The sequence below is a fragment of the Blastocatellia bacterium genome (assembly GCA_035275065.1).
In the GTDB taxonomy this organism is placed as follows: domain Bacteria; phylum Acidobacteriota; class Blastocatellia; order UBA7656; family UBA7656; genus DATENM01.
On record DATENM010000044.1, the window covers coordinates 104,823 to 117,764 of the forward strand.

The following is a 12,942-nucleotide window of genomic DNA, read 5'->3' on the forward strand; positions in this document are numbered from 1 at the left end:
CCAAAGCCGGCGGCTCAAATATCGAAGCCGCCGAGGCGCCCGCCGCTCTTGGGCTGCGGCTTGACCAGCACGGCGCGCTCTTCGTCGCGGCGCGCGCGGCTCTGCTCGCTGTGCCAGCGCGCCCACTCCAGCGGCGCATCGATGGTTTCGCCGCCATGCGTCGTCAGCCGCTTACGCACCTGACACATCACCGGCGTATTGATCGCCACGCCTGAGACGATCAACTGTCCCTTGGTCAGCGCCGGCAATTCATCGAGCATGCGTCGGCCCGCGCCTTCGACCGTTTTAGCAATCGTGTCTTGATCTATCGGGTTGACGATGCGCATGATGAACTGCGTCATGCATTGCGACAGCACGTCGGCGTCGAGCTTGCCCGGTCGCTGAGTAATCAGACCGACGCCGACGCCGAACTTGCGCCCTTCGGAAAGAATCTGCTTTAACACATTCGTAGACACGACCGTTTGCCCCGCGGGCGCGAAGCGGTGCGCCTCTTCGAGCAAAACGAACATCGGGAACGGCAGGTAACGCTCGTTGGTCGGATCGATGACTTCGCCCTTATGCGTCGCCATGCGCCCCAGGATCGCTCGCCGCAAAAGCGTCGCGACGATCACCTGCTGCTCGTTCTGCTCGATGTCTACGAGTTGCAGCACGGTACATTGGCCGGGCTGAAACAGCTCGGTCAACAGGTTGTGCTCGTGGTCGGAAAAAATCTGGTGCTTGCTGTAGCCGCGAAAGCGCCCTTCGAGCCGCCACGCCAGTCCGTCAATCGTGCTGATGTTGCCGGCGCGGTTGCCTTCGTCGTCGCCGTAACGCTGCTCTTCGACGGCGTCGAGCAAGTCCTGATAGGCGTAGTGGCCGTGCTTGCCGGCGCGCTCGCGCATGGTGCGAAAGGCGTTGCCGAGAAAGTGCCGCATCTTGTCGGTCATCTCCGGCAGCAGGTAGCAGATGTCGGCGAACTCCAATGTGTCGAATCTGACTTTCACTTTTTCGGGCCGCAGAATCTTGACCTCCGGCGCATAGCCGTCGGCGGTGAACTGGGCGCGAAACTTTTCGCCTTTGATCTCCTGTAACGTATCATACTCGCCGTGCGGGTCAACGATCAGCACCGCCGAGCGGTTCTGTGGGCGCATCAGCTCTTCGATCAGCACAGACGCCGTGTAGCTCTTGCCCGCGCCGGTCGAAGCCAGCACCGCCAGATGTGTCGAAACGACATCCTTCACAGACAGCACCACCGGCACGTCGCCAGCTTCGCGGGTCAGCAGGCTGCCGACGTGCGCCGCGCCGCGCTCGCCCGGCTGCTTCGGCGACAGCACCCGCGCCAGCAAGTCGGATGGCGCGAGGTAGACCGGCTGGCCGGGCATCGGCGGGATGCGCGGGTTGACGAAGTCTTTCAGCTCGTCGTCAAAGTAACCGATCAGCGACACAACGATCTCGAACAGCTCAGCGCTGTCGTCGTCAAAGCCGATCATCGCGGCGACCGCCGCCGGCGGCGTTTCGGGGTCGGCGAGAAAGCTGTCCGGCAGCGAGCGCGCCAGCCGTCGCTCTGTGACATTGCCGAGAATGCGGCGCGCGCTGCGGGCCGCATCGCGCACGTAGTAGACGAACTCGCCGACGCGCGTGTGGTCGTTGTCTGTGGTGATGAAGACAAACTCGCTGGGCTTTTCGCCCGGCCCCTTGACTGTGCCTACCAGTGTGTCGGACATTTCCATCTACCTTTGCCGGTGTTTTTATTATGACCTATGAAGGACGCGTCGTGACTATATCACATCGCGAATGCGCCGTGTAACCGCAACCATGAGCAATGAGCTTCTGATTACCAACGCCGCGCAACTGGTGACGCTAGCCGGCCCCGCGCGCCCGCGCCTGGGCGCGGAGCTGGGCGAGCTGGCGATCATACCCGATGGCGCATTGCTCATTCGCGGCGACACCATAGTGGCGGTGGGAGCCCGTTCCGAGGTCGAAGCCCTGGCCGCTGCCGACGCCATACGCCTCGACGCCGAGGGCCGCGTGGTGATGCCCGGCTTCGTTGACGCGCACACCCACCCGGTCTTTGCCGGCACCCGCGAAGACGAATACGAGATGCGCGCCGCCGGCGTGACTTATCAAGAGATCGCGGCGCGCGGCGGCGGCATTCGCGCCACCGTGCGACGGACGCGCGCCGCAAGCGAAGATGAGCTCTTTGACATGGCGCTGCCGCGCGTCCGCTGGCTGCTTGAGTATGGCACGACGACCGTCGAAGCCAAGAGCGGCTACGGCTTGACGCTCGCAGACGAGTTAAAAATCCTGCGAGTCATCCGCCGATTGAATCAAGAGACGCCGCTCACACTGGTTCCGACTTTCCTCGGCGCGCACGAAATTCCTGACGAGTATCGCGGCGCGGCAGAGGGCTCGCGGCGGGCTGATTATCTCCGCCTGCTGATGGACGAGATGCTGCCGCGCGTCGCCTCGGAACGGCTGGCGCGCTTTGCCGACATCTTCTGCGAATCGCATGTCTTCACGGTCGCCGAATCGCGGCACATCTTATCGCGTGCCAAACAACTGGGGCTTGGCCTGCGCCTGCACGCCGAGCAACTGACGCTTTCGGGCGGCGGGCGGCTCGCCGCAGAGCTTGGCGCCGTGACCGCCGATCACCTGGAATGGATCGATGATGACGGCATCCGTTTGCTTGCCGATGCCAGGGTCACAGCAGTGCTACTGCCGGGAGCCGTCTTCAACCTCGGGCTAACGCGCTACGCGCCGGCGCGGCGGCTGATCGGAGCCGGCGTGGCGGTCGCCATCGCGACAGATTTTAATCCCGGCAGCTCGCCGACCGCTTCCATGCAGATGGCGCTTTCAATCGCCTGCGCGCAGATGCGCCTGACGCCCGCGGAAGCCATCTCAGCAGCGACCATCAACGCGGCGTACACGCTCGACCTCGGCCAGCGCATCGGCTCGCTCGAACCCGGCAAGCAGGCGGACGTGGTTGTTTTCGAGGTTACCGATTATCGGCAGATTCCCTACTTTTTCGGCATGAATCACGCATTGGTGACGATCAAAGCGGGCCGCGTCGTGAGCGACCGCCGCGTTTGAAAAAGGGAATTGCGCAAGCCGTGTGCGCTCTGTATAATCCGCCTGCTGCACTGGCCTCTCTCATTCGCAATCAATGTAACGCAGCGATTCAGGAATCTAGGAGGAAGCGTTTATGTCATACGGAGGGAATCAACCGCCCGGTTATCCGCCATCAGATTATCCGCCCGGCTATCCGCCGCCCGGTTACCCGCAGCCCGGCGGCTATCAGCCCGGTGGCTACCAGCCCGGCGGTTATCCGCCCGGCGGTTACGGAGCCATGCCGGCACCGCATTATGCGAGCATCGGCAAGCGCTTCGGCGCATGGTTTTGTGATGCGCTGATCGGCTTTGTGGCAACCATCCCCGGCTGGGTGGTCTTTGGCATCGCCATCGCCATCGGCGCTGCCAACGCCGATTCTCAGGGCCGCGTACGCGATAGCGAGGCCGGCGCTTTCATCGGCTTGATGTTTCTCGGCTACGGGCTGCTGTTCCTCGGCCTGATGGCTGTCGGCATCTACAACATCTACCTGCTCGGCAAGACCGGCTCAACGCTCGGCAAGCGCTGGATGAAGATCAGAGTACTCGATCCGTCGGGCCAGCCGCTCGGCTTCTGGAAAGCCTTCGCGCGCGAGCTGGTCAAGGGCCTCATCGGCAACGTCTGCTTCATCCTCTGGCTCTGGCCGCTGTGGGATGAGCAAAAGCAGGGCCTCTACGACAAGGTCTTCAACACGCACGTCTACGAGGCGTGATCGGCAGTCAAGACTTCATAGCGCCGGGCGGCGCGCTCGCTGCCGTGCCGCCCGGTAGCCGCATAACGCGCTCCCCCAAGGCTCATCATCCGGCGCGCCCGACAGTGCGCCACGATTTTCGTTTGCTTCACAAGCAATCCACAACAAGGAGAAGGAATGTATTTTCGATTCGCAAAAACACTCGGCCTGCTCATCGCTTTGACCATGCTGGCGTCGTTCGCTTCGGCGCAAGATCATGTCATGACTCACAAGGAGGGCGGCATTCAATTCGCGCTGCCCGCCGGCTGGACCTCAGACGCTGAAGGCGACCGCCTGCTCGTCCACTCACCCGACAAGACCGTGGCGATTGTTTTCTTTGTCGCTACCGAAGACAACTTCGAGGCCGCCATTGACGCCATGACCAGCGAAGTGGACAAGATTATCGATAACGTCAAAGTGACCAATAAAGGCAAGGAAGGCGAGCATAACGGCATGCCGATGTATTCGATATCGGGCAACGGCACCATAGACGATAAGCCGATTGCCTGGGACGTGACGCTGCTGGCGGCCAAGCGGCCCGTCATCGTCATGGGCTTTGCCGAGCCGGCAAGCTTGAAAAAGAACGCCGCCGCTTATCTCCAGCTCGTCGAGAGCATCCACAAAACCGAGTAAGCGCGCACCAATCACCTGACGGCGAGCGGCGGGCGATCCTGCGATTGCCCGCCGCTTCTATTTTGCCCCGCCTTCCGCGACCTCGACCGAAACCAGGCAGTAAGAAAAGATTGCTTGAACGGTGGTGATGCGGACCGCCGCTTGCCGTATGATGGCAAGCGGCGGTCTTATTTATTCGGCGGGTGGTCTGGCAGCCGCCGCAAGTTCTGGAACTTTTCTGGCCGCTCAAGCGAATCCTCAATGTCAGCCGTCGGCTGGCCGTTGCGATGATGAACCTCGACGCGCTCAACGACGAAGACTTGCTGCGGCTGGCGCTGGCCGGCGGCGAAGCGGCGTTCACGGCGCTCTACCGCCGTCGGCAGCCGAGCGTTTACCGCTTTGCTTTGCAAATGTGCGGCTCGCCGTCGGTCGCCGAAGATGTGACCCAGGAAGCCTTTCTGACGCTGGTGCGCGACGGCCAGCGCTTCGACCCGGAGCGCGGGCGGCTGCTGGGGTTTCTGTTCGGCATTGCGCGCCACCATGTGCTGCGCCGCCTGGCACGCGAGCGCTCTTTCATTCAGATGGGCGAAACCGACGACGACAGCCAGTTCAACATGGCCTTGACGGCCGAAGGCGACCCGCTCAGCGAGCTGACGCGCGGCGAGATGATCGAGCGGGTGCGCGCCGCTGTGCTGGCGCTGCCGGCGCATTACCGCGAAGCCATTGTGCTATGCGACCTGCATGAGATGAGCTACGCGGAAGCGGCGGAAGTGATCGGTTGCGCCATCGGCACGGTGCGCTCGCGGCTGCACCGGGGGCGGCTGATGTTGATTGACAAGCTGCGCGGCGCACATGACGAGACGGCTTCACGAGCCGTCAACCCGACGGGGTGTTTTGCATGAATTGCAACGACTTTGAAACGAAAGTGACCGATCTGGCGCGCGTCCAGGCGATGGATGCCGGCGCGCGCGACCGCGCCCTGGCGCACGCCGCCGACTGCCGGCGCTGTGCCGCGCGTCTCGAAGACGAGCAGCGATTGACGGCAGGGTTGCGCGCAATGGCCGCGACCTTCGACCGTGAGCAGATGCCTGCACGCGCTGAAGCGCAACTGCTCGCCGCATTTCGCGCTGCAAACCAGCTTGCGCCCGCCGCGAAACCTGCGCGCCGCAGGCTGGCATGGGCAGCGGCGGCGGCAATCCTCATCGGCCTGGCGGCGTTCGCCGCCGTGCGCTTTGTCGAACGCGACAAGCCGCGGCCCATCGCCGAGCGGCAAACGGCGACGCCACAAGAAACGACGCCGTCACCGGTTGCGCCTGCCGTGCCGCAGCAGGTCATTCAACCATCGGCGCCGCCGGAACAGGCCGTTGCGACGCCGCATCACAAGCGGCCTGCGCATAGAGCGACGCCGCAAGCAGTAGCTCAGAAGCCAGCCGGTGTTGTCGGCCCGGCAACCCCGGCGGCCGTTCAGGCAGAGGCGGCGAGCGGCGATGAGCAGGCGAGTGAGATTGCCACGTCATTCATTCCGCTGTCGGGGACGCGCAGTTTGGCTACCGACAATCTGCAACTGGTGCGCGTCGAGCTGCCAAGGTCGGCGCTGCTGTCGTTCGGCTTGCCGATGAATGTCGAGCGCGCCGACGAGCGTGTCAAAGCCGACGTGCTGGTCGGCAACGATGGCGTCGCGCGCGCTATTCGCTTCGTGCGATGAACCGAGTTGGTGATTGCTGGCAGGCCCTGGCCAGAGATCAGGAACCCGGAACGAGAAACCTAAAATCAAACTTCGGAGGAACGTATGAAATCTTATAGACGATGGATGATAGTATCGCTGCTGCTGGCCCTGGTGGCGACCGGCGCGGTTGTTTCGGCCCAGGACAAACAGTCGGACAAACAATCGGAAAAGCAGGCGGAAAAAGCGGGCACGGCCGGCAAGCCGGGACGCGACGTGCTCATACAGAGCGGCAGCCAGTTCAGATTTGACAGGCAGGACGGCGGCCCCGGCGGGCGCGTCTGGTTCGGCGATCCCGACACCTCGCTTTTCGTCTCTTCAGAGATGCTGAGCACCGATCATGCCACCAAGGGCGCGCCGTATTCGGCACAGGCGGTGACCGAGTCGATCCAGACGCTCGCCGATGGCAACCGCATCGTCCACCGGACGACAGCCAGCGTTTACCGCGACAGCGAAGGCCGCACGCGCCGTGATCAGAGCATCGGCGATGTCGCTCCGTACGCCACCGCGATGGGCGAGCCGTCGCAGGTCATCAGCATCAGTGATCCGGTTACCAGCACTCACTACATGCTCGACCCGCGCTCGAAGACGGCGCGCAAGATGACCTTCATGTTCAACAAGACCGGCGATGGCAAAGACGTGGTGACGGTTCAAACCGCGCCGGTGCTGGTCCCCGGGCAGATGGCCGAAGGGGCGATGAAGCGGCACATCGAAGTCCGCGCCGCCAGCGGCGACCTCCTGACCGATAACATCGTCGGCGAGGTCAACACGTTCAACACCAAAGTCCGCGAGCCGAAGATCGAGCAACTGGGCAAACAGATGATCGAAGGCGTCGAAGCCGAGGGCCGGCGCGCGACCATCACCATCCCGGCAGGCGAGATCGGCAACGAGCAGCCCATCCAGATTGTTTCCGAGAGCTGGTACTCGCCCGATCTCAAGGTGACGGTGATGACCCGCCAAAGCGACCCGCGCATGGGCGAAACGATTTATCGGCTGATCAACATCAACCGCGCAGAGCCGGCGCACTCGCTCTTTGAAGTGCCGTCGGATTACACGGTCAAAGAGAGCGTCGCGCCGAAGATGAAGATGATGATCGAGCGCGAAAAGCAGCGCTCGGGCAAGCCTGCCGACAAGCAGGAGAACTAACGCCTGCGGCCTTGCGCCGGCAGCGCGACCATTCATCCTTGCGCTAGACGGCGCGGAGCCTCACACGTGTGAGGCTCCGCGCTGTTTTTTCTTTAATCGGCTGACGCCGCGCCGGTTGGGGAATTTGCGCCAGTCCGATTTTTACCAAACCCACATTTATCGCCCGCGCAGATATTCGAGCGCCGCCATCTGCCGCGGGCTTGGATAAGCCACGTCGTCGCCTTTGATCGCCCGCCAGAGGACGCGGTTGAACAGCGCCATGTCGGCGCGGTCTTCTTTGCTGAAGTCGAGCCGCAGCGAATCCTGCGCGTTATGGCCGCGCGGCGGGTTCAGCTCGTCGAGCGGCTGCGCCGGCTTCAAGGCGTCATAAGCTCGCAGGTCAGGCTCCGCCGCGAAAATCTCGCGCAACGGTCGCCCGTAGTAATCAAACTGCGAGAGCGGCGCTAGCCCCAGTATCTCTTCCATCGTCGCAATCACGTCGGTGGTGTTGACGAAGCGGTGCAGCGTTCCGGCGTGGTTGTAAGGCGAGAGGACCATCAGCACAGAGCGGTGCGAATCGACATGGTCCGGGCCGTCCTGCGCATCGTCTTCGAGAACGAAGAAGACCGTGTCTTTCCAGAAAGCCGATTTCGACACCGCCTCGACCATGCGCCCAAGCGCGAAATCATTGTCGGCGACGTAAGCCGCGGGCGTGCGCCACCACGGGCGCGCGCCGCCGGTGTGATCGCACGGCAGGTGAACAATCTCCAGCGCCGGCAGCGTCCCTTTGGCGGCGAACTCCTGAAACTCCTTGAGCCAGACCGCGACGCGCGTCTGATCCGTAATCGACATATCAAACGACGGATAATCGGGGTTGGTGTGCGGGGCCAGCGCCGTCTTCACGGCGCGATAGCGCGGCGCCGCCTTAGGCTTGCCTTTGGGCGCTTCGACCGGCAAGGCGAACTCGCCATAGTTGCGCAGCGTGATGCCTTTGCGCAACGCCGCGTCCCAGAGATAGCCGCTGACCGGCTCGTCTACCTCGCCAACGTCGTCAGGCTCGCCGCGCCGGCTCGAATAAGACGACGGCGTTATCTTCTCTGTGTAGTCGGTCGAGTAGGCGGACGTAGACCACTGGTGGCCCTGCGAGCTGACTTCGGCGGTGACGAAGAAGCGGTCGAAGAGTCCGAAGCGCTCGGCCAGCGCCCGGTGATTCGGGGTCACTCTTTGCGGGAAGAACAACAGCGCCGGGTCGCCATCGCCGGCCTTCAGGTCGCCGAATATCTGGTCATAGGTGCGGTTCTCTTTGATGACATAAATCACATGCTTGAACGGCGGGTAGCGCGGGGCGGCTGGCCGCCGGCCCCAGTTATTCAATTCGGCGACGTGCGCCGTCAGCCGATTCAACTTGGCGCCGGCTACGGGCAATGGCAGCTCGGTGATCGTGCCGTTGAGCTGGCCGAGCACATAACTGGTCTTCGGGCCTTCGGCGTTCGTGCCGGGCTTGCGCCGGTCAGGGTTGGCCATCGTCCCGCGCCCTTTGCCGTTCAGCACCCAGAGCGCGTTGGGCGAAGCAACCAGCGCCGTCGGATACCAGCCGACAGGGATGCGCCCGGCGAGGCGATCCTGTGCGCGCTTGGTCGGCTGCCCCGCGCTGGCGCTGCTGAGGTCGAAGACCGCAACGGCGTTGTTATCGGCTTCGGCGACAAACAACTGCCCGCCGCTGGGCGCCAGCGCCAGCGCGTCGGGCGTGCTGCCCTCGCGCGGCCCGGCGGGCGGCGAATCCAACAGCTCTTTGATGACCCGGCGTTTTGTCGTGTCAACTACAATCACCCGGTCGTTGCTCGCCGAAGCGACGAAGAGTCTTGTGCCCTGTGTGTTCAACACCAGCGCCGACGGGTGGCGTCCGACGACGATCTTGCCGGCGTCTGTAAGCCCGCCGTCCGCCGCGCTGAAGACCGCGACGCTGTCGCCGCCCCAGGCCGAAACATAGACTTTGGCATCGGCGGCAACCGCGACGTTGTATGGGTAACGGTCGGTCTTCAATCGCTGTATGATGCGCTTGCTCGCCGTATCGATGACGGCGAGCGTGTCAGCGAGATTTTCGGCGACATAGAGATAACGGCCATCGCGCGACATGGCCAGCCCCGCGGGAAAGCGCGTGCCATCCTTCTTCGGCGCTTTCTCGGCCAGCGCGATGTGATCAATGAGCGTGGCGCGGCCATCGCGCCAGCTATAACGATAGACGGCGTCTTCGTTGCCGCCCGACGCATACAGCGTCTTACCATCCGGCGAAAAGACGAGGCCGAGAAAGGCCGCCGGCTGCGCGAGCGTTTGCACGACGCGCCCCGTGGCGCGCTCGACCACCTGCACGCCCTGTTCGCGCCAGCCATTGAGCGACAGGATCAAGTATTCGCCTTCGGGCGCGAGCAGCATCCCGAGCGGCATATTGCCGACATCGAACGAGCGCCCTTCAGGGTCGAGCCGCGCTCCCGTAGGCAGCCGCGGCGACGCATCGGTGTCATCGGCGGCGCGCGAAGCCGGCAGCGTGTTATTCAATGTCGCAAAGGTTAGAGTGATCGCAATACAACAAGGGGTAAGGCGAGCGAGCAATGTCTTGATGTGCATGCGCTGATTGAATCAAAACGCGCACGTTATGGCAAAGGATTCTCAAGCTTTCATGGATTTTTGCGTATTTTCTTGCTGGCGCGTCTCCATGACGTTTTCGAGCGTTTCGCGCACCTGCGGCAGGTAAGCCGTCAGCAATCCAAACTCGCGCTTCGGCAGCGCAATCGTATTCATCGGCGCAGTACAGCGCACGGTTGCGCCGCGCGTCGTCTGTTTGAGCAAGGCCATCTCGCCGAAATATTCGCCCGCCCCGAGCTGCGCCAATATGTGTTCTGCGCCCTCGTCTTCGCGCACGACTTCGGCCTGCCCGCTGACGATCATGTAAATTCGATCACCAAGATCGCCTTGATGGAAGACCTCTTCGCCCGGCTCGAAGTGTTCCTGCGTGATGCCCATCGAAGTGTTGAGCTTCAACTGCACCAGCTCTGCCGGCAACAGCAGGTCGAGCGTCCACGACGAAGCGACCTTGAGGCGGCGGCCCCAGCCCGGCAGCTTCATCAGGTAGATCGTTCGCCAGATCCACCAGGCGAGGAATCCCGAAATCTTGATGCCGAAAATCTGCGCCACCGCCGAGCGGTGGCCGAGCGCGCCCATCTGGCCAAGCTCATTAAACGCGAAAGTCTTCTTTGCGCCGCCGCGAATGTCGGCGAGGATATTTTCAGCGGCAACCTTCGCCTGCCGGGTGGCATACTGCGCGGTCGGCGGGCTGACCGCGCCGTCGGGCGTCGGAATCTGGCCGCAGTCGCCGACTGCGTAGAGTCCCGGCGCGCCTTCGACTTCGAGCTGGCCGTTGCAGATCAAGCGCCCGTTCTTGCCTTTCGGCAGTTCAAGCCCATCAATGATCGGATGCGGCGAGCTGGGCACGGTCGAAACCAGCGTGCGCGTCGGGATGCGCCTGCCGTCTTTGAGGATGGCTTCCTCGCCGGTGGCGGCGGCAAGCCGCACGTTGAGCAAGACCTCGACGCCGCGCTTCTGCAAAATCTTTTGCGCGAAGCGCGCCAGGTCTTCGGGCATCTCAGGCAGGATGCGGTCTTGCGAATGCACCAGCACGACGCGAATCTCGCGCGGGTCGAGGCCGCGATAACTCTTCGCCACTTCGCGCACAAAGTCGTTCAGCTCGGCGGCGACTTCGACGCCGGAAAAACCGCCGCCGGCAACCACGAAAGTCAGCAGTTGCTGCCGCAAGCTCATGTCGTGATCTTCGATTGCCGCTTCTTCGAGGGCGCGGATGACGTGGTTGCGCAGGTAGAGCGCGTCGGCCAGGTTCTTGAACGGCAGCGCATGCTCAGGCAGACCGGGCATGCCGCGAAAGTCTGTCACGTTGCCGAGCGCGAAGACCAGATAATCATAATCGATGACGTGCGGGTGCGGGCGAAAGCCCGGACTGGTGGTCACCGTCTTGTTCTGAAGATCGATGGCTTCGATGTCGCGGACGTGCAGGTTGGTGCGCGGCAACAATCGGCGAATCGGGCTGACGGTGTCGAGCAGCCCGATGGTTCCCGAAATGACTTCCGGCAACATGGGCTGAAAGACGAAGTAATTCTCTTTATTGATCAGCGTGATCTCGTAATCGTCGCGGCGACCGAGCGCCTTTTCCAGGTACGTGGCGGTGTAGACGCCGGCAAAGCCGCCGCCGAGAATAACGATGCGTTTGCGCGTTTGCTTGCTCATGAAATTATCCTGACCAGCAAATCAAATCGGCTCACAGGCTGGCTCATCTCTCTTTATGCCGCACGCGGCGCGGCTTATTCCCGGCTGGCGCAACGCTCAGGCGGTGGCGCGGTCGAGCGGCGGCCCGGTGGTGAAGAAATCTTCATAGAAGCGGCGGCTGTACTGGTCGAGCAGCTCTTCGACGCGCTCGGGGTTGGGCGAGCCGAAGACCAGCCCGGCGTGATAACGCTTGTGCAAACGGTAAGTGATCTCCGGGTCCGTATAAGCCGACAGGTCGGGGTATTCCTGCCGCGCCAGCGAAATCACCACGCCGGCAAAATTGTCGCGGTGCGGCGGCAGCTCGTACGGCGAGTCTTCGCCCGCCACTTCGACCCGCGCCCACTCGGCCCAGAGGTTGAGGCCCGACGAGGCTTCGACGCATTCGGCGATGTTGGCGCCGCCGACACGCGCGGCGATTTCCAGAAAGTAGAAACGCCCATCATCGCGCCCCTTGATGAATTCGGCATGGGTGACGCCGCGCACCAGCCCCAGGGCCTTGATGACATCGCGGTTCAACAACTCAAGCGCCTGCGCGTCGGCGCTCTGGTGCGGAATCTTGCGCGTCGAGAAGATGCCGCCCGCCGACACTTCCATCGGCGGCTTGCCATACTTGTGCGCCACGGTGAATCGCACTTCGCGGTCAAAGACAATCGAGTCGAGATGGTAGATGTCGCCGGGCACGAAATGTTCGAGGACGTAGTAAGACTGGCGGTCGCCCATCTCGTCGAGCAGCGGCCACAGCTCGTCAGAGTGGTGCAGCTTCTTGATGCCGATGGCGGCGGCTTCGGCGCGCGGCTTCAAGACCCACGGCGGCGGCACCCGCGCCATGTAATCGCGCAGCCGGTCGTAATTCAAAACGTGAACGAACTCGGGCACGAGCAGGCCGGAGTTGTGCGCCTTGACGCGCATGGCGAGCTTGTCGCGGAAGTAGCGCGCCGTGGTCTCGCCCATGCCCGGCACCCGCAGGTGCTCGCGCAGCATGGCGGCGGTCTCCTGGTCGAATTCGTCGAGCGGCACGATGCGATGAATCTCGCGTGAGCGCGCGAGGTAGCTGATGCCTTTGAGCACGTCGTCGTTGCTGTGCTGGTCGGGCATGTAATAAACCTCGTCAATCGCATCGCGCGGCCACTCGGCGTCACGCAGTTTTTCGACGGTGACGAGAATCACATGACAGCCGTCACGTTTGGCCTGGCGCAGAAAGGCTTCGCCTTTGAAGTAGGTGGCGATGCAGAGCATGTTGATCTGGCGTTGATCCGACACAGTGCGCGCTCCTTTAAGTTAATCATGCGCTAAGACGGTCTTGAGACGGCGAGATTATACAGCGCGGCAGCGG

At 62.9% G+C, this 12,942-nt stretch carries 11 protein-coding genes; 6 read left to right on the forward strand and 5 right to left on the reverse strand.

Annotated features, from left to right (window positions below; translation table 11 throughout):
* Nucleotides 1-14 precede the first annotated feature (14 nt).
* The gene (locus VJ464_09900; protein HKQ05435.1) at nucleotides 15-1,703 is read right to left on the reverse strand and encodes an ATP-binding protein; all 1,689 of its coding nucleotides are present in this window, start codon (nucleotides 1,701-1,703) and stop codon (nucleotides 15-17) included.
* A gap of 91 nt (nucleotides 1,704-1,794) precedes the next feature.
* Here VJ464_09900 and hutI point away from each other — a divergent pair, with 91 nt between their 5' ends.
* Entirely contained in the window at nucleotides 1,795-3,069 is a 1,275-nt protein-coding gene (gene hutI, locus VJ464_09905; GenBank protein HKQ05436.1) for an imidazolonepropionase, read from the forward strand.
* A 112-nt stretch (nucleotides 3,070-3,181) separates the two neighbouring features.
* On the forward strand, nucleotides 3,182-3,796 hold the full coding sequence (locus tag VJ464_09910) for an RDD family protein (GenBank protein HKQ05437.1): 615 nt from the start codon (nucleotides 3,182-3,184) through the stop codon (nucleotides 3,794-3,796).
* On the opposite strand, the gene VJ464_09915 is transcribed toward VJ464_09910, so the two are convergent.
* Nucleotides 3,784-3,927 (reverse strand): hypothetical protein, encoded by a 144-nt coding sequence (locus VJ464_09915; GenBank protein HKQ05438.1) that lies wholly within the window; start codon nucleotides 3,925-3,927, stop codon nucleotides 3,784-3,786. The genes VJ464_09910 and VJ464_09915 overlap by 13 nt on opposite strands.
* Nucleotides 3,928-3,952: 25 nt before the next feature.
* On the opposite strand from VJ464_09915, the gene VJ464_09920 reads away from it, so the two are divergent.
* The 4 genes from VJ464_09920 (at nucleotide 3,953) to VJ464_09935 (ending at nucleotide 7,295) form a co-directional block, all read left to right on the forward strand.
* Entirely contained in the window at nucleotides 3,953-4,447 is a 495-nt protein-coding gene (locus VJ464_09920; GenBank protein HKQ05439.1) for a hypothetical protein, read from the forward strand.
* A 266-nt stretch (nucleotides 4,448-4,713) separates the two neighbouring features.
* Nucleotides 4,714-5,328, forward strand: coding sequence for an RNA polymerase sigma factor (locus VJ464_09925; protein ID HKQ05440.1), 615 nt, complete (start codon nucleotides 4,714-4,716; stop codon nucleotides 5,326-5,328).
* A complete protein-coding gene (locus VJ464_09930; GenBank protein HKQ05441.1) occupies nucleotides 5,325-6,131 on the forward strand; it encodes a hypothetical protein in 807 nt (268 codons plus the stop codon). Before VJ464_09925 ends, VJ464_09930 begins: the two co-directional genes overlap by 4 nt.
* Before the next feature lie 84 nt (nucleotides 6,132-6,215).
* Nucleotides 6,216-7,295 carry a hypothetical protein gene (locus tag VJ464_09935; GenBank protein HKQ05442.1) on the forward strand — a complete coding sequence of 360 codons (1,080 nt, stop codon included), beginning with the start codon at nucleotides 6,216-6,218 and terminating at the stop codon, nucleotides 7,293-7,295.
* 156 nt (nucleotides 7,296-7,451) lie between these two features.
* Here the strand turns inward: VJ464_09935 and VJ464_09940 are convergent, their stop codons facing one another.
* From VJ464_09940 to VJ464_09950, 3 genes are all read right to left on the reverse strand, one after another.
* The gene (locus tag VJ464_09940) at nucleotides 7,452-9,899 is read right to left on the reverse strand and encodes a beta-propeller fold lactonase family protein (protein ID HKQ05443.1); all 2,448 of its coding nucleotides are present in this window, start codon (nucleotides 9,897-9,899) and stop codon (nucleotides 7,452-7,454) included.
* A gap of 42 nt (nucleotides 9,900-9,941) precedes the next feature.
* Nucleotides 9,942-11,570, reverse strand: coding sequence for an FAD-dependent oxidoreductase (locus tag VJ464_09945; GenBank protein HKQ05444.1), 1,629 nt, complete (start codon nucleotides 11,568-11,570; stop codon nucleotides 9,942-9,944).
* 96 nt (nucleotides 11,571-11,666) lie between these two features.
* A complete protein-coding gene (locus tag VJ464_09950) occupies nucleotides 11,667-12,869 on the reverse strand; it encodes an ATPase (protein HKQ05445.1) in 1,203 nt (400 codons plus the stop codon).
* Nucleotides 12,870-12,942 lie beyond the last annotated feature (73 nt).